Source organism: Spirosoma areae (assembly GCF_054781775.1).
Map to the genome: position 1 here is coordinate 260,551 of NZ_BAAGTT010000034.1, position 17,882 is coordinate 278,432.

Sequence of the window (17,882 nt, forward strand, 5' to 3'; positions counted from 1 at the left end):
AGACGCAATACGTTGCGTCTCTATTCGCTTCTTAATGATTTCACCGGATTCATCAGCGCGGCCCGCACAGATTGATAAGCGACCGTAGCAAAGGCAATGCCAACGGCCAGCAACCCGGCCAGGCCAAAGGCCCACCAGGGCATATCGATCCGGTAGGCAAAATCGGCTAACCATTGGTGCATAGCATACCAGGCAATGGGCGACGCCAGTAGAAACGCCACCACGACCAATACCAGAAAATCTTTGGAAAGCAGGGCCACCAGACCGGGCACCGACGCACCCAGTACTTTGCGAATGCCGATTTCTTTCGTCCGCAGCCGGATCACGTACATTGCCAGCCCCAGCAAGCCTATACAGGCAATGAAAATCGCCAGCAGCGCAAACAGCCCGAATATCTGCTGCGCCACCTGTTCCGACTGGTACAAGGCGCTCCAGTCGGTTTCTAAGAACGAGTAATGAAACGGCTGATCGGGCAGGTAGCGTTTCCAGACGCGCTCGATCTGGCTCACCACCGCGCCGGGTTCATTGGCCCGCATCCGCACCACCAATTGATTATCCGTTCGGCGGGTGAGCCGGTCATTCAGCACGAACAGCGGCCCGATGCGCTGGTGGAGTGACCCAAAATGAAAATCGCGGACGACACCCACCACCGTGTAGGTCACGGGCGGGCCGTCGCGCTGGGTAAAATTATCGGGGCTGGTAACCGGTTTGCCAATGGGGTTAGCCAGGCCCATTTGCCGAACGGCCTCTTCGTTCAGAATCACCGACAGCGAATCGTTGAACGCCCGGCCAAAGGGTCGCCCGGCCAGCATATCCATCTGGAGCGTTTGCAGATACTGGTCATCGACGATGCATCCCCGGCCCGTAACGGTTTCGGTCTCGCCATTTTTGCGGAACGTAATCCCGAAAAACCCTTCTTCGCCCGGTGCGCTGGACGTGCCGCCGATACTGGCCACACCCGCCAGCCGGGCCACTTCCTGCTTAAACGCTTCGGATTTCTGTTCTAAGAAAAATGCGCCCTGCAATTTAATTACCGCTTCTTTGGTGAAGCCCAGTTCTTTTTGCTGAATGAAATTCAACTGGCTGAACACCACAATCGTGCTGACGATGAGCAGCACCGACACGGCAAACTGAAACACCACTAAGCCATTTCGCAGCCATTGTCCCTGACGGGTGGAGGTAAATTTCCCTTTCAGGACTTTGATTGGGTCGAAGGCCGACAGCACGCCCGCCGGATAGCTGCCCGCCAGCAAGCCAACGCCCACCACCCCACCCAGCAGCAGAGGCAGTGTTTCCCAGCGCACAACCGATAGCAGTGTGAGGGGCTTACCCGCCAAATTGTTGAAGGGCGTAAGCACCAACGCTACCAGCAGGATGGCAACGCCTAAACTAAGCACACTCAGCAGTACCGACTCGGTTAGAAATTGTGCCGCCAGTTGAGCCGTCGTTGAACCGAGCGACTTGCGAATGCCCACCTCCCGCGCCCGCTCCGACGACCGGGCAGTGGCTAAGTTCATGAAGTTAATGCAGGCAATCAACAGCACAAAGGCCGCAATAACCGAGAAAATCGACACCAATGATCGGCTGCCATTGGGTTGGTGTTCGGCTTCGAGCTGTGAATCGAGGTGAATGGCGCGGAGAGGCTGCAGGAAATAAAAATAGCCATTACCCGCCTTCACATAGTCGCGGTAGGACACACCGAAATTGCGCTCTACTTCCCCGGCGGCATACTTTTCGACCACAGCGGGCAGTTTGGCCTGAACCGTTTCGGGCTGTGTGTTCGGGCGCAGAAGCAGATACGTATGGGCCGCAAAACTGATGTGGTTTGGGATGGAATCCTGCTGAAGTCCCCGTGTCGATGCCAGGAAGTTGAACGTAAAATGGGCGTTACGAAGCGGGTCGGCGCAAACGCCGGTCACTTCTAATTTAGGTCCCTGCACAACCTCAAGCACTTTTCCGATGGGATTGACCGTCCCGAACAGCCGTTTGGCTGTACTTTGCGTGATCACGACGGTGTTGGGGCGGGTCAGGGCGCGGTTGGGTTTGCCCCGCAGCAGCGGCATCTGAAACACCTGAAAAAAGGTTGAGTCTACAACCAGGAATCCCCGTTCTTCCACCGTTCGCCCATCAATCCTGAAGAGCGTCGGCCCGTTTCCACCGAAGTTAAAAACGCGCGTGACCTGCTCCACTTCAGCCACTTCCTTCTTAACCGATCGCGCATAGGAGGGCGGAATAATGGCGTATCTGGCGCTGCGGTCGGGGTATTTTCGTTCCAGCGCCATGCGATAAATTCGTTCGCCGTTTGCCCAGTGGCGGTCGTAATTCAACTCATCGGATACATACAGCACAATGAGCAGGCAACAGGCCATGCCGATGGCCAGTCCAGCCATGTTGATGGCGGTATTGGCCCGATGTTTAGCCAGATTTCGGAGGGCCAGTTTGAGGTAGCTGCGAAGCATAGGGTTGTAAAAGTTAGGCGTGGGGCAGGGAGCGCGGGGCAGGGCGTAAAATCGTGTTCTCCGCTCCACGCCCCATGCAATTATTCAGAGCGCAAACTCTTCACCGGATTCATCAAAGCCGCCCGGACGGCCTGGTAACTCACCGTCAAGAGGGTAATGAGGGTGGCACCGATGCCGGACAGGGCAAAAATCCACCACGAAATGGTCGTGTGGTACTCGTATTGCAGCAGCCAGTCGTTCAGGAAATACCAGGCAATGGGCGTGGCAATGAGGAAGGAGATCAGGACCAGCCGGACAAAATCTTTCGAGAGCAATCCCCACAAACTGAACACCGATGCGCCCATCACTTTGCGAACCCCAATTTCCTTAATGCGCTGTTCAGCCACGAACGACGCCAGCCCAAACAAGCCCAGACAACTGATGAAAATAGCGAGCACCGCAAAAATTCGGGCGAGCTTGCCGACCCGTTCCTCAGCCCTGAATTTGGCGTCGTATTCATCGTCGGTGAATTTAAAATCGAACGGACTGTCGGGGTTGTATTTTTTGAATACCGCTTCTACTTTCTTCAGCGCATCGGCAACGGGAACCGTGGGCTTGAGTTTAATATTGATCAGGTTGCTGGCCCACTCATAATCAACCGCAAAAATGGTGGGTTTAATGGGCGTATAGGGCGACTCCATCACCATGTCTTTCACCACACCCACCACCTGGCGGGGCCGACCGTTGTAGCGGATGATTTTGCCCACGATGTTTTTCAGTCCAGTTAGTTTAACCGCCGATTCGTTGAGCACAAAAGCCGCCGTGTCGGTTGAGTAATTCCGTGAAAAATCGCGGCCTTCGATAATCTTCCAGCCGATGCTTCGCCCGAATTCAGGGGTACAGCCAATGATCCCGAACAAGGGAATCGACTTGGGGTCTTTACCTTCCCACTCGAAGCCAATCTGGTTCGACCACACGCCGGTTGTCGGGCTTGATGATTGACTCATATCATACACTGCCCCGGTCTTGAGCAGCTCGTCGCGCAGCACATTGTATTTACCGGCAAGCGCCGGACCAACGCCAAGTTGCAGTAATCCCGTGCGGTCGTAGTTGACAGGTCGGTTTTTGGCGTGCTGGATTTGCTGAAAAACGATGATCGTACCGATAATGAGCGTAATGGACACCGTAAACTGAATCACCACCAGCACTTTGCGGGGCAAGGCTGCCCACCGTCCTACCTTGAAGGTTCCCTTCAGCACCATCAGCGGGTTGAACGAGGATAAATACAGGGCCGGATAACTGCCCGACAATAAGCCGGTCAGCAACGAAAAGCCAATAAGGAGCGCCCAGAAAAGGGGGGCCTGGTAGGGAATGCTGACCTCTTTGCCCGACAACTCGTTGAAGGCCGTCAGCGAAAGCAGGACTAACAGAAGGGACAACGCCAGCGCGAAGAACACCACCAGCATCGACTCGCTCAGAAACTGCATGATCAACTGCCGCCGGAGCGAACCAACGGCTTTGCGGACGCCCACTTCTTTGGCCCGTTTTTCGGAGCGGGCTGTGCTCAGATTCATGAAATTAATGCAGGCCAGCAGCAACACAAACACGCCGATGATGCCGAACAGCCAGACGAACTGAATCCGGCCGCCCACGTTTTTACCCTCTTTAAATTCGGAATACAAGTGCCAGTTGCTCATCGGATGCAGAAAATATTCCGGGTTCTCCTGGGCTGACGTATGCTTTTTCTCGACGTCCCTGATCCGGCCCGACACGCTGGCCATGCTGGCTTTGTCGGCAATTTGGGCGAAGCACTGAAACGAGTGGTTGCTCCACTGCTGCTGGGATTCGTTCACCCACTTTTGATCGGCCAGATAGGCGCTCCAGGGCAGGTAAAATTTCACATCATAGAGGCCCGAATTAAACGGCAGGTCGGCAAAAACACCCGTCACTTTTACGTCCGTTTTGGTATCGATCCGAATAATTTTACTGATCGGGTCCGCATCGCCAAACAGCGTTTTGGCGACCGACTCCGATAGCAGAATGGAGGCCGGCTGGTTCAGGGCCGTTGCATAGGAACCTTTCAGCATGTTAAGTGAGAGCATCTCCGGGAAAGCAGGCTCGGCATACATGCCCTCCTTATTGATTTTCTTTTCCCCGTTGACTAACAGGTGATTGTAACTCCAGGAGGCCAGCGATACGTGTTTGAAGCTGGGCGCGTACTTCGTTTTTATCTCGGTAGCCGACGGAATAGAAACTGCCGGTCCCGTGCCGGTTTCGCCATTAAAGGTTTGGTTAATGTAAAGCTGCGCCAGCCGGTCGTAGTTCCGGTGGAATTTATTGAACGATAACTCATCGTATATCCATAGGCCAATAAGCATGGCAACGGCCATTCCGACCGCCAGACCCAGGATGTTGATGGCCGAATACACCTTGTTTTTGGCTAAGTTGCGGAGGGCGATTTTGAGGTAGTTGCGAAACATGAGGTTGGGGTTTAGAGCAGGGGGCACAGAGCATGGCGCACGGTTTTTACCCCTGCCCCGCGCTCCTGGCTCCACGCTATTCAGAACGTAAGGACGTAACCGGATTCATTAACGCTGCTTTCACGCTCTGAAAACTTACCGTTAGTAGCGCTATACCAACGGCCACAAAGCCCGCAAGAGCGAACATCCACCATTCGATGTCGACTTTATAAGCAAAGCCCTGTAACCATTTCGTCATGGCCCACCAGGCTACGGGCGAGGCAATCACGATGGCAATCAGCACAAGTTTGAGGAAGTCCTGCGAAAGAAGCCCGATGATACTGCCCACCGATGCGCCCAACACTTTCCTGACCCCAATTTCTTTGGTGCGCTGCTCGGCAGTGAAGGTCGCCAGCCCAAACAGGCCTAAGCAGGAAATGAAGATAGCTAAGAAAGCAAAGTAATTGGCCAGACTGCCCACGATGGACTCGCTTTTGTAGAGTTTCTGGTATTCATCGTCGGCGAATTGGTACGAAAACGGAAACTTCGGGTTCTGCTGCTTCCACAGGGCTTCTATACTGGCCAGAGCCTGTTTGGCCTGACCCGGCTGCGTGCGGATCATAAGGTTTTGCGAGCCGGGTTCGGTGCTTAGCCGCATAATCAGCGGGGCAATGGGTATGTGCAGCGACTGGAAATGAAAGTCCTCCATCATGCCAATGATTTTGCCGGGGCGGCCCCACATCGTAATTGGCTGGCCAACTGGATTCTTCATCCCCATTCGGGCGGCAGTAGCCTGGTTGATGAGGTAATTGGTGGTGTCGGTGCCAAATTCCGGTGAGAAGTCGCGGCCCGTCAGTTTGACCTTCAGCGTTTTCATCAGGTCATACCCCACCGACGTTTGCGTGATTTCGATATTGACGTTCGGGTCTTTGCCGGGCCAGGTAACGCCCCCCGTGCTGCTGCCAATGTGGGTCGGCACTTCCTGCATCGACGACACAAACTGCACGCCCGGCATTCGCAGCAACTCGTCCTTGAAGGTTTTGTATTTTGTTGGCGTAGCCAGTTCACCTTCTACCGGCACATAAATCAGGTTCTCGCGGTCGTAGCCTAAGTTTTCGGTCTGGATAAAATCTACCTGCCGATACACCACGATGGTGCCCACGATGAGTAGCATCGACAACACGAACTGAAACACCACCAACCCCTGCCGAAACAGCCGCGCTCCCGAACCAAACGTCACAGCACCTTTTAATACCTTCACCGGCTGAAGCGACGATAGAAACAGGGCTGGATAACTCCCCGCAATCAGGCCGGTAACGAGCGTTGTACCCAGCAGCAGCAGCCAGAACGATGCGTCGGTCAAATGCAGACTGATGTGCTTGCCCGTCAGCGAATTGAACGCGGGCAGCAGGACAAAAACCAGCGTCACGGCAAGCACCAACGCCAGCCCCGCAAACAAGACCGCTTCGCCCATGAATTGCCCGGCCAGTAAACTCCGCATGGCACCCATTACTTTCCGGACGCCCACTTCCTTCGCCCGTTTGACCGACCGGGCCGTGGCTAAGTTCATGAAATTGATGCAGGCAATCAGCAGCAGAAACACAGCCACCACGCCAAACAGCCGCACGTACTCGATGCGGCCACCATCCTGCTGACCGTTTTTGAAGTTTGAGTACAAATAGCCATCAGCGTAGGCCTGCAGGAAAAGCTGCGCGTCGTAATTTTTGCCAATGTTCCTGTCATATTTCCGTAGAAATGGGCCGAGTTTCGCATTCAGATTCGCGACGTTCGCGTCGGGGCGGAGCATGATGCGGGTGTGCGGGCCGTTATTTCCCCACTCCCTCATCCAGGGATTACGGCTGATGCAGTCTTGCCAGTTAATCAGAAAATCGTATTTATCCGACGAATTGTCGGGCAGGTTCTCGAACACCGCCGTCACCTGATAATCAGTCTTGTTGTCGATGCGGATGCTTTTGCCGAGGGCCGCTACCGGGTCGCCGAAATAAAACGCTGCTACGTTGCGGGAAATAGCCATCCCGGTCGGCGAGTTGAGTGCCGTTTCGGGCGTACCGGCTAAGAGCGGAATGCTGAACATGTTAAACCAGTCGGCTCCGGCCCAGTGCCCCATTTCTTTGTTGTTTTTGTCGCCAACGGCAAACGTCATGTTCGCTTCCCAGCCGGTGTAGCCTGCCGCGTACCTGATTTCGGGAAATTGCTTTTTCAATTCGTCGGCCAGAATACCCGGCGTATTATGGCCCGCTTCGGCTTTGCCATCGTATAACTGCCGTTGCATGACATTGTAGAGTTGCGGGCCGTTGGCGTGGTAATTGTCCACACTCAGTTCGTCCTGAATCCACAGAAAAATCAGCAGGCTACAGGCCATGCCGAGAGCCAGGCCCAGAATATTAATGGCCGAAAAGGCTTTGTTGCGGACGATATTGCGCCAGGCGATTTTAAAATAGTTGCGAAGCATGTTGGTTCGTGTTTTGTTATCTTTGAGAAAACCGATTTATCTGTATGCACCTTAATGAATTGTCTCCCGAAACGTTTGAACGACTGAAGAAAAGCCGTTGGGACCGAATCATTGAAAAACACGAAGGTCCTGAAACATGGGACTGGCGATTGGAAAAACGTGACTACCCACCTGGCGACTTTATTTACCAGATTGAACCCGACTACGACCCAATTGCAGCACTACCGGAATTCATGCAGGTTGGCGAACATTGGGTTTTGCTGCCGGTCAGTCGGAAGCATCATCCGAATATTACCATCCTGCATTACTTCCTGAGCGAAGACAAGACTAAGCTTGTTCTTTATCTGAAAGACACCACCTTTGATGACGATTGGTCCATGTCGGGATTTGTCAGTATTTGCGACTGCCAACCCGAAGGATTCTACGTGGCTACACTTTATCATGAATGGTTTATTATCGACTACGACGCTGAAGCAAAACACTATTACGGTATCGAATCATAACCTGCTACGGGTGTAGGACAAGTTTAGTGTGGGCATAATAAAACGCTTTTTTCGACAGGATGAACAGGATTTTCAGGATGTATTGAGATGGATATTCGCAAAAAAAATCTTGGAAATCCGGTTAATCCTGTCGAAAAAAAGAACTTGTCCTACGCCCCCTGCTACTCACTCCGTAAACTCTTCACCGGATTCACCAAAGCCGCTTTCACGCTCTGGTAAATCACGGTTGCCCAGCAGATGAACAGCGTGAGCAGGCAGGCCAGAACGAACACCCAGATGCCAATGTCGGTTTTGTACGGGAAATTCTGCAGCCATTTGTACATCGAATACCAGGCAATCGGAATGGCGATGGGAAACGAGAACAACACCAGTTTCGTAAAGTCTTTGGACAGCAGCAGCACCACGCTCGACACCGACGCGCCCATCACTTTCCTGACCCCAATTTCCTTCACCCGCTGCTCGGTGGTGAACGTCGCTAAGCCGAACAAACCCAGACAGGCGATGAGAATCGTCAGGCCCGAGAACGCCGTGAAAATCCGCCCGCGCAGTTCATCCGCCCGGTAGGCCGACTCAAAATCCTGGTCCAGAAAGCGGTATTCAAACAAGCGGTCGGGGTAGATTTCGCGCCATTTCTGCCCAATGAACGCCACCGTTTTGTCGACATCCTTTGCCTGTATTTTGATGTGAATGACCCCGTTGGCCCGGCGGCACAGCATGATCATCGGCTCAATAGGATTATAGAGCGACTGCTGATGAAAATCTTTGATGACCCCAACCACCTGCGCCGTCGGCGGTGGCGGACCTTTATCACTGGCCTGTGGCAGACCACCAAGAATGACTTTCTTGCCCAGCGGTTCTTTCCAGTCCATTCGCTCCACTGCCGCCTGATTGATAATCACCGCGTTAAGCGTATCGGCCGGAATTTTTTCGGAGAAATCACGGCCAGCCATGACGTTCATGCCCATCGTTTTCAGGTAATCGTAGTCGATTTGCATGGGTTTAAAGCCCATTTCTTTCAAGCCCGTATTGGACTCAACGCCGAAAATGAGTCGGCCACCGATGTTGCTGGTCGGCGACGAGGCAGAGGCAACTGCCCGAATATTCGGATTAGCTAATAGATTGTTTCTTAGCGCATTGAACTGAGATCGGGGCTGTCTGTCCTGGTAATCAATCGTTAAGACCTGCTCGCGGTCATAGCCTAAGTCATGATTTCGCATGAAGTTGAGCTGCTTATACACAATCCAGGTACAGATGAGCATGACCAACGAAATGGCAAACTGCGCCACGACCAGCGTTTTCCGAAAAAAACTCCCCCCTTTCGCGTTGAACGAGCCTTTGAGTACCGCAGCGGGTTCGAACGAGGACAGGTAAAACGCCGGATAACTGCCGCTGATGAAGCCCGTAAAGACGACGATGGCTAAGCCAATCAGCAGAAACTGCGGGCGGAGCAATTCGCGAAACTGAATTTCTTTTCCCGACACGCTATTGAAGAACGGCAGCAGGGCGACAACCAGAATCAGACTGGCCGCTAACGCCAGCACCGTCATCAGCACCGACTCGGTCAGGAACTGCGCCATCAGCCGACTCCGCAGCGACCCCATCACCTTCCGAAGCCCCACTTCCTTAGCGCGTTTGGCCGACCGGGCCGTCGCTAAGTTCATGTAGTTAATGCTGGCCAGCAGCAACATAAAAAACGCCACCGCGCTGAAGGTGTACACGTAGCCAATATTGCCGTTGGATTCGCCTTCGAGATTCGAGTAAAGGTGAATCCGGGTCAGCGGCTGTAGCTCATACGTAACCCTGATATTCATCCGCTTGAAAATCGGACCTATGTATTTGTCGTAGACCTGCGGAAACTTGCTTTCAAGAATCTTCGTGTTGAAGTTTTCGGGCAATACCAGATAACTGTAGATGTAAAAACCACCCCAGTTTGTTTCCTGCTGGCGTTCATTCTGGCTTCTGGAAATCAGGGCATTGAACGTAAAATGGGAGTTCTTCGGAACGTCTTCCAAAACGCCCGTTACTTTATAGAACGTCGTGTCGTTGGTTTGGAGCGACTGACCCAATGCAGAGCGGGAACCGAAAAATTTCTGGGCCGACTTTTGGGTCAACACCACGTTGCCGGGCTGAGCCAGTGCCGTTTTGGGGTCACCTTCGATAAATTTATAACTAAACACATCGAACACGGTGGAATCGGCGGCATAGACATCGTCTTCGTAAAACCGCTTCTCGCCCTGCCGGAACAGAACCCGACCGTAGGGAAAGAACCGCACGTAATTTTTGACGAAGGGATAATCCTGTTTCAACGTTTTGACCAAAGGCGGCTGGGTGCTGCTCCAGCGATTGACTTTGTCCGGCTCGGTGATGTGCGAAACGATTCGGTAAATCTGGTTGGCATTGGCGTGATAACGGTCGTAGCTCAGTTCGTCGGTTACGTACAGCAGCAACAGCAGCCCGCAGGTGACGCCGATGGTCAGCCCCAGGATGTTAATGAGGCTGTAGAATTTATCTTTCCGAAGGTTGCGCCAGGCGATTTTGAGGTAGTTCGTGAGCATGATTTTTTTGTTTTGTGTAGAGACGCAATACGTTGCGTCTCCTGTGCGTCAGCAATATATTTCTGCCAGGGAAACGCGAAAACCATCCGGTCAGGAGACGCAACGTATTGCGTCTCTACTCCGTTCGTAAACTTTTAGCGGGGTCGGTTTGCGCGGCCCGGTACGTTCGCCAGCCGATGGCCAGTCCTCCCACCAGCAACATCACAGCAAAACAGGCTCCCAAAATACCGACGCCAATGTCGATGTGATGAGCAAATTCGTGCAGAAACAACCGCCCGGCTGCGTAACCCAGCGGCAGAGCGATTACGCCCGCCAACAGCAACAGCCGCACAAAATCCTTCGATAACAGCGCCACAAGCTGACCCACAGTAGCACCCATTACTTTCCGAATACCTACCTCTTTAATCCGCGTGGCTGTTGAGTAAGTAACCATGCCCAGCAAACCCAGACAGGCGATGGACAGGGCCATAAACACCAGCAATCCAGACACCGACAGGTCGTCGAGGTGCAGATGGTGGTTGTAGATTTCGTCATCGACCCACTGATACGTGAACGGTTCGTGGGGCGCAAGCTGTTTCCAGACCTGCTCCAGCGCAGGAATAATGCTGGCTTTTGCACCAGGCTCCACTTTAATGTTCACGTAATGAAACTCGTCCGGTATGTAGCGCAGCATGAGTGGACGAAGTGGCTGCGACAGATTTTGGTAGTTGAAGTCTTTCAGCACGCCCGCTATCTGTACTTCGGTGCTGTCATCGAGCCAGAGCAATTGCCCAACGGCCTCCCGCGCACTTTTGAACTTCAGAGCCGTAACCGCTTTTTCGTTGAGCAGCACAAATCGCCCGGCAGAGTCCGACACCGACGGCGGCATGTTCTGCCCCGCCAGCAGGGTTAGCCCCATGTTTTTGACAAAATTGGCATCGACGGAATAGGCGTTGGACGGAATATAATTTCGATTTCGGTCCGGCGAAAGTCGGGCAAAGCCACTGTGAAAACCGAGCGGACTCGACGTAGCGGCAACCCGTTCTACACCAGTCTGCTGCGCGAATTTGTCGGCCAGAAGGCGGTAATTTTTTGGGGCAACGGCGATGCTCAGGCTGTTTTCCCGGTCGAATCCATACGATGCGGTCGCCATGTAGAGGAACTGCTGGTACATAACCGCCACGAAAACCATGAACACCAGCGACACCACGAATTGCGCCACCATCAGCCCTTTCCGCAATCCCATACCCCGAAACAATTTCGGGCCAAATTGACCACGCAACACCTGAACGGGCTGATAGTTGGACAAAACGCGGGCCGGAACCAGACCAGCTACAATCCCCGTCAGTAAGGCAAAACCGACGAAATACAGCCAGAGTGTGGCGTCGCGCTGAACGGTTTGGGTACTCCGCAACACCGTGGGCAACAGTTCCATCAGGGTCAGAAAGACATAAGCCAGGCCCAGCGACAGCACCGACAACAGCACCGACTCGGCCATGAACTGCCCGACAATTTGTGCCCGCAGCGCACCGGCCACTTTACGTACACCTACCTCTCGGGCGCGGCTCAGCGAACGGGCCAGCGTGAGGTTGACGTAGTTGAAACCGGCCAGCACCAGAATCACTAAAGCCAGCCCGCCCATTGCCAGCAATCCTCCCAACGTGGGTTCCCAGGTGCTGTTGCGAAATTCTTCGCGGGCGGGCGAGATGCCCGAAAGCACCTGCGAACGTAACGTGTAGGTTTGGTCGGCTTTGGTTCCCATCGCTTTCACGCCCTGCGCGGCAAGGGTTGCCAGTGCCGTTTCGAGGGTTTGGCGCGGGGTGCCTTCGTTGAGCAGGACGTAGGTGTACGCCGAAGTCGTCCAGTGGCTTTTCCAGTCCGTCAGGTGCGGTTCGAGCTGACGACTTTGCTCCAGCAGCGGCACCGACGCCATCGACGCCAGCAAGTCAAAATGCAGGTGGGATTTCAGGTGATTCGTGGCCAACACCCCCGTGATGGTGAACGAACCCCGGTCTTTTACCGCTACTATCTTTCCAATCGGATTGGCTTTGCCAAAGAATCGCTCCGCCGTGCGCTGCGACAGAACGACCGTGCGCGGCTCGATGGCTGGTCGACCGATGAGCAACCGAAAACCGAACAACTCATAAAATCCTGCATCGGCAAAAGCACCGTTGGCAGGCATGGTCTTCTGCCCAACTGACACATCTGCGCTCAGGTTGTAGTAGACGCGGGCGGTTTTTTCGACAAAGCCGTAATTTTTCCGCAACGCGTCGGCAAGCGGCAGCGGGGAGGTAGCCACCGCCGTGACGTCTCCCTGTGGCGTGGTTACATCCGTGATAATGCGGTACGTCCGGTCGGCATGGGGGTGGAATGTGTCGTACTCAACCGCATCTTTCACCTGAATCAGGGCCAGCAAACACACCGTCATCCCCGACGCCAGCCCAAAGATGTTAATGAAGGAAAACAGCTTGTGTTTCCACAGGTTCCGCCAGGCGATTTTGAGATAATTCCGTAGCATAATCGTAAGAATCTATTCACTTCGTAATGACTTCACCGGATTCATCAGGGCCGCTTTCACACTCTGAAAACTCACCGTTAACAGCGCAATACCCACCGCCAGTAAACCCGCCCCGGCGAACACCCACCAGGCAATCTCGATTTTGTAGGCGAAGCCCTGAAGCCACTGGTTCATGGCCCACCACGCGACGGGCGAGGAAATGACAATCGCAATCAGGACCAACTTCAGGAAGTCTTTGGAAAGCAGCGAAACGATGCTGGCAACACTGGCACCCAGCACTTTGCGAACGCCAATTTCTTTGACGCGCTGTTGGGTAGTGAATGTAATGAGACCAAACAAACCCAAGCACGAGATGAATACCGAGATGGCGGCAAAAATCCGAAAGGCATCGAACACCAACTGCTCGATGATATAGCCCTTTGCCAGCGATTCGTTCAGAAATGTGTACTGATAGACATCCTGGGGAAAGAGCCGTTTCCAGGTTTGTTCAATGGACCCCAGCGTTTGTCCGGCATTCAGCCATTGCCCGTCGCGGGTCTGCAACGCTACATGAATCTGCTCATAAAAGTCTGTATTCCAGCACATCAGCACGCATGGCTTGATCGGCTGTTGCAACGATACGTTATGAAAATCCCTGACTACGCCTAAAATGGGTGCTTCACCTTCGCTGATGGCCACGGTTTTGCCAATAGCCATTTCGGGAGTCAGGCCAAGCATGTTTACCATTGTTTCGTTCAGGATGAACCCATTGAAGCGGGAGCCATTTGGCACGATATTCGACGGCGAAAACCAGCGACCAGCCACCATCTGAAGCCCAAAGAGCGACTGATACGCCAAATCAACCAGCTTCATTTCGGCCTGCCGATTCATCTGGACAGCTTCTGATTTTAGCCGAAAGTTGGTGCCGTAAAAATTTTTGGTGATTGGTGCCCCCGACGAAAAACTGACGTCCCGAATGGTGGAATTTCGCAGCAACTGCTGGCGAAAAACGTCTAATTTCCCCGGTATCTGATTACGTGGGCCATTAATCGTCAGGACCGCATCCTTCGCAAAACCCAGGTCTTTATGCTGAAAGAAATCCATCTGCTGCGACGCCACAAACGTCCCGACAATCAGGCCGTAGGTAATGCAAAACTGCAGGACAATCAACCCCTGACGGAGCGAAAAGCGGTCGCGTCGTGGAGTAGTCGTGTTTTTCAGGGCCGTGATGGGCTGGAATTTTGACAGCACGATAGCCGGATAGAACCCGGCCAATAACGCCACAATGAGCACTAAACCAGCACTAACTACCCAAACGGCAGCATCAGGACGAAGGTCCAGGTCGATAATGGTTAACGACCGGTTGAGCCAATCCAGCAACACCGTCAGGGCACCTACTGAAAGCAGTCCGGCCACAGTGGCGATGACCAGTGTTTCGCCAATGAATTGGCTAAACAACTGCAACTGCGTACTGCCCACAACCTTACGCACACCCACCTCTTTCCGGCGTCGGATGGCCTGCGCCGTTGTGAGGTTGATGAAGTTAAACGACGCAATCAGGATGAGAAAAACGGCCAGACTCGCCAGTCCCCACAACACCTCGCGACTGACTAAATAGCCGCCCAGAAAGTCTTCATACAGCGGTTCGGTGTGAACGTCCGTGAGGGGCTGGAGAACGTAGCTGATTCGGCGATTGTCCTCCGCATTCATGTACTTTTTCTTCAACGATACTAACTGACGCTCAAAGGCTTGCGGACTGGCCCCCGCTGGTAACGTTACGTAGGTCGTTCCCTGGTAATTACCCGACCAGTTGGCGGCCTCATATTGGTTGTTCGACTTGAAAAACTGGTAATTGACCAGCATATCGAACAGCAGGTTCGTGTTGCGGGGCGGATTCCGAATGATGCCTGATACGACTATCAGGTCGGAATTGTTCAGGGTTAAGATTTTGCCCAGAAGCTGCTCATAACGACCCGCATAGCCAGCGAAATACCGCTCGGCCAGTTTCTGCGTTAACACAACCGCATTGGGTTGTCGGAAGGCTGTTTTGGCGTTGCCAGCCAGCCAGATGCCATCGGGAAAAACGTTGCTGAAGTCGAACGTTTTCAGGTAGTGCTCATCCGTGAACATCAACCGATTTTCCTCAAAGCGGTGCACATTTCCCCGGCTATCCACTGAACTGATGATGCGGCTAAGCGGTCCTGCCGTTTGCGTAACCGTAACGCCCGGCACATCCCGGCGAATGGCCCCGGCCAGTGGGTAGGCCGTCGTGGGCCAGTGCTGCACACCGTCTGCTTTCCGGCTGTGTTCAACGATTCGGTATGTCCGGTCGGCGTGCGTATGAAAGCCGTCGAAGCTAAGCTCATACCGGACGAAGCTATAAATGACTAAGCAGCCCGTCATGCCCAGGGTTAGCCCCAGCACGTTGATCGCCGTATTGCTCTTGTCGCCCCAGAGCCGACGGAAAGCGATTTTGAGGTAGTTGCGTAGCATAATCGTAAGAATCTATTCGCTTCGTAATGATTTGACCGGATTCATCAACGCGGCTTTGATGGCTTGATAACTGACTGTAATCACTGTGATGAGCAGAGCGGCCAGCGTTGTCAGCCCGAAAACCGACCAGCCGATCTGGGTTTGGTAGGCAAAGTTTTGTAGCCATCGGTTCATGACATACCAGGCCACCGGCGAGGCAATGACAACCGCAATCAGCACCAGTTTGAGGAAGTCGCCCGACAGCAGCATGACCACATTGCCCACCGACGCGCCCAGCACTTTCCGAATGCCGATTTCTTTGGTCCGTTGCTCGACATTGAACGAAGCCAGCCCGAACAGACCTAAGCACGAAATCAGGATGGCAATGAACGTGAAGTAGCCCACAACGGTGGCCAGCCGACTCTCGGCCACGTAGTTTTTCTGAAATTCTTCGTCTAAGAAACTATAGGCAAACGGCTCACCAGGATTGGTTTTCTGCCAGACTGCTTCAATGGATTTAAGGACGGTTTGCAAGTTGCCTGCTTTGGCGTGGGCCACTATGTAATTGTAATCGTCGCTCTCGTTGAGCGTGAACGCATACGGTGTAATGGGCAGGTGCAGGTCTTCGAAGTGAAAATCCCTGACGACCCCAACAATCGTAAAGCCCACCCGCTCACCACCTCGTTCGACGAACGCTTTTCGGCCGACCGCACCCTGGGCCGATTTGTAGCCCAATTGGTTCACCGCCCGCTCGTTCAGGATGATGCGCCTGTTGGTATCCGCCGGAAACGCCCGCGAAAACAACCGCCCGGCCACGGGTTTTATGTTCAGCGTATTGAGGTAGTTGACGTCAATCCGATTGGTACGGGTGTGTTTGCCGTCCCGCACGGTCTGGCCTTCGCCGAAAAAATTAGCGTCTTCGGGATTGAAAATACCAGGATAATAAGCCGACGCGCCCACCGACTGAATCTGGGAATTGCTGGCCAACGCATTTTTCAGGGCTGTATAGCTGGCTTTGGCAGGGGCGCTCCGCAACGGAATAACCAATTGCTGGTCTTTGGTGAATCCGAGGTCTGCCGAGCGCAGGAAATTCATCTGTTTGCCAATCACCAGCGAGGCCACAATAAGCACGACCGAGAGCGTAAACTGAAACACAACCAGACCCCGGCGCAGCGAAACGGCAGCCAATGCGCCCATCAGTTTTCCACTCACTGCCCCCCCTTTCAGAGCCAGAATAGGCCGGAACGACGACAGGTAGAACGCCGGGTAACTGCCTGCCAGCAAACCCGTCAGCAGGCTCAAGCCAAAAAATCCGCTCAACAGGAGCAGGCCCTGGCCCGGCTTAACATGCAGGCTCTTGCCCGATACCTGTTCAAACACGGGTAGCAGAAGCCACACAAATACGATAGCCAGCCCAAAAGCGAAAAAGCTGAACAGGAACGATTCGCTCAGAAACTGCCGGATCAGCGAGCCTTGCCCAGCCCCTAATGCTTTCCGAATGCCCACCTCGCCCGACCGCTTCGACGAGCGGGCCGTGCTGAGATTCATGAAGTTGATGCAGGCAATCAGGAGTGTGAAAATGGCAACTGAGAACAGAATATACAGGTACGTCAGGCTACCGTTTGGGGTTACGTTATGCGTCAGGTCGGTATGGAGGTGAATATCGGTTACGGCCGTCAAAAACTGCCGCTTGTCAAACGATGCGGCTTTCAGGTCTTTCCGCATGTATTTTTCGACGAACGCAGGCAATTTGGCTTCCAGCTTTTTGGCATCGGTATTCGGCTTCAGTTTCAGGTAGGTGAAAAACATATTGTTGCCCGCCATGCCCGTCTGACTTTTCACGTACTGCGACAGGCCGCCCCCGTCGAACGACATAAAAAACCGCCCGTCAATGTGCGACGGTACGCTACCGGGCCTGAACACCCCCGTTACGGTGTAGTTATTGTCGCCATTGGTATTGCTTTCTACATGAACAACTTTGTTCAGAGCCGGTTGATGGCCAAACAGTTTGCGGGCTATCTCCTCCGAGATCACCAGGGTATTGGGCGCAGTCAGGGCCGACTCGCCTTTGCCTTCCAGAAACTCATAATTGAAAAAAGAGAAGAACGCGGAGTCGGCCAGATAGCCGTTCGTTTCGTAGAAAACCCGGCGTTTATTGGCCGGACCATCGTAACGAAGCAGGGTTTTGTCTTCGGCAAACAGGCCAACCAGCCGGGTCGTGTTACTAATTTCGGGGTATTCCTGTTTCAGCGAAGGAGCCATCGGGAAGGGGGTAGCTGCGGTTTTTTCTTCGCCCTCGCTGCGGACAAATACCGTCCCGATCTGGTAAAGCTGCTCTACGTTTTTATGCTGCGTATCGTAGCTAAGTTCATCGTAGATGTACAAACTAATCAACATACAACACGACAATCCAGCCGCCAGCCCGACGATGTTGATAAACGAAAACGCTTTGTGTTTAGCGAGATTCCGCCAGGCGATTTTGAGATAGTTTCGGAACATGATTGTC

8 protein-coding genes are annotated in these 17,882 nt (G+C 53.6%); 1 reads left to right on the forward strand and 7 read right to left on the reverse strand.

Annotated elements, in window-relative coordinates:
- Positions 1-20: 20 nt before the first annotated feature.
- The 3 genes from ACYVI1_RS20410 to ACYVI1_RS20420 all read right to left on the reverse strand — a co-directional run bounded on the left by ACYVI1_RS20410 (position 21) and on the right by ACYVI1_RS20420 (position 7,370).
- Positions 21-2,459: an ABC transporter permease gene (locus tag ACYVI1_RS20410; RefSeq protein ID WP_460912628.1), complete on the reverse strand. Its 2,439-nt coding sequence runs from the start codon at positions 2,457-2,459 to the stop codon at positions 21-23.
- Positions 2,460-2,539: 80 nt separating this feature from the next.
- Entirely contained in the window at positions 2,540-4,918 is a 2,379-nt protein-coding gene (locus ACYVI1_RS20415; RefSeq protein ID WP_460912629.1) for an ABC transporter permease, read from the reverse strand.
- A gap of 76 nt (positions 4,919-4,994) precedes the next feature.
- Positions 4,995-7,370, reverse strand: coding sequence for an ABC transporter permease (locus ACYVI1_RS20420; RefSeq protein ID WP_460912631.1), 2,376 nt, complete (start codon positions 7,368-7,370; stop codon positions 4,995-4,997).
- A 44-nt stretch (positions 7,371-7,414) separates the two neighbouring features.
- Here ACYVI1_RS20420 and ACYVI1_RS20425 point away from each other — a divergent pair, with 44 nt between their 5' ends.
- Positions 7,415-7,873, forward strand: coding sequence for a hypothetical protein (locus ACYVI1_RS20425; RefSeq protein WP_460912632.1), 459 nt, complete (start codon positions 7,415-7,417; stop codon positions 7,871-7,873).
- Between the two features lie 161 nt (positions 7,874-8,034).
- On the opposite strand, the gene ACYVI1_RS20430 is transcribed toward ACYVI1_RS20425, so the two are convergent.
- The 4 genes from ACYVI1_RS20430 to ACYVI1_RS20445 all read right to left on the reverse strand — a co-directional run bounded on the left by ACYVI1_RS20430 (position 8,035) and on the right by ACYVI1_RS20445 (position 17,875).
- The gene (locus tag ACYVI1_RS20430) at positions 8,035-10,428 is read right to left on the reverse strand and encodes an ABC transporter permease (protein WP_460912633.1); all 2,394 of its coding nucleotides are present in this window, start codon (positions 10,426-10,428) and stop codon (positions 8,035-8,037) included.
- A gap of 115 nt (positions 10,429-10,543) precedes the next feature.
- Positions 10,544-12,925, reverse strand: a complete 2,382-nt coding sequence (locus ACYVI1_RS20435) for an ABC transporter permease (RefSeq protein WP_460912634.1) — start codon at positions 12,923-12,925, stop codon at positions 10,544-10,546.
- Between the two features lie 12 nt (positions 12,926-12,937).
- Complete coding sequence (locus ACYVI1_RS20440) at positions 12,938-15,397, reverse strand: ABC transporter permease (protein ID WP_460912635.1); 2,460 nt, start codon at positions 15,395-15,397, stop codon at positions 12,938-12,940.
- A gap of 12 nt (positions 15,398-15,409) precedes the next feature.
- The gene (locus ACYVI1_RS20445) at positions 15,410-17,875 is read right to left on the reverse strand and encodes an ABC transporter permease (protein WP_460912636.1); all 2,466 of its coding nucleotides are present in this window, start codon (positions 17,873-17,875) and stop codon (positions 15,410-15,412) included.
- Positions 17,876-17,882 lie beyond the last annotated feature (7 nt).

Coding starts and splice junctions, on each gene's coding strand:
- ACYVI1_RS20410 (WP_460912628.1), bottom strand. CDS start 2,459: ATGCTTCGCAGCTACCTCAAACTGGCCCTCCGAAATCTGGCTAAACAT.
- ACYVI1_RS20415 (WP_460912629.1), bottom strand. CDS start 4,918: ATGTTTCGCAACTACCTCAAAATCGCCCTCCGCAACTTAGCCAAAAAC.
- ACYVI1_RS20420 (WP_460912631.1), bottom strand. CDS start 7,370: ATGCTTCGCAACTATTTTAAAATCGCCTGGCGCAATATCGTCCGCAAC.
- ACYVI1_RS20425 (WP_460912632.1), top strand. CDS start 7,415: ATGCACCTTAATGAATTGTCTCCCGAAACGTTTGAACGACTGAAGAAA.
- ACYVI1_RS20430 (WP_460912633.1), bottom strand. CDS start 10,428: ATGCTCACGAACTACCTCAAAATCGCCTGGCGCAACCTTCGGAAAGAT.
- ACYVI1_RS20435 (WP_460912634.1), bottom strand. CDS start 12,925: ATGCTACGGAATTATCTCAAAATCGCCTGGCGGAACCTGTGGAAACAC.
- ACYVI1_RS20440 (WP_460912635.1), bottom strand. CDS start 15,397: ATGCTACGCAACTACCTCAAAATCGCTTTCCGTCGGCTCTGGGGCGAC.
- ACYVI1_RS20445 (WP_460912636.1), bottom strand. CDS start 17,875: ATGTTCCGAAACTATCTCAAAATCGCCTGGCGGAATCTCGCTAAACAC.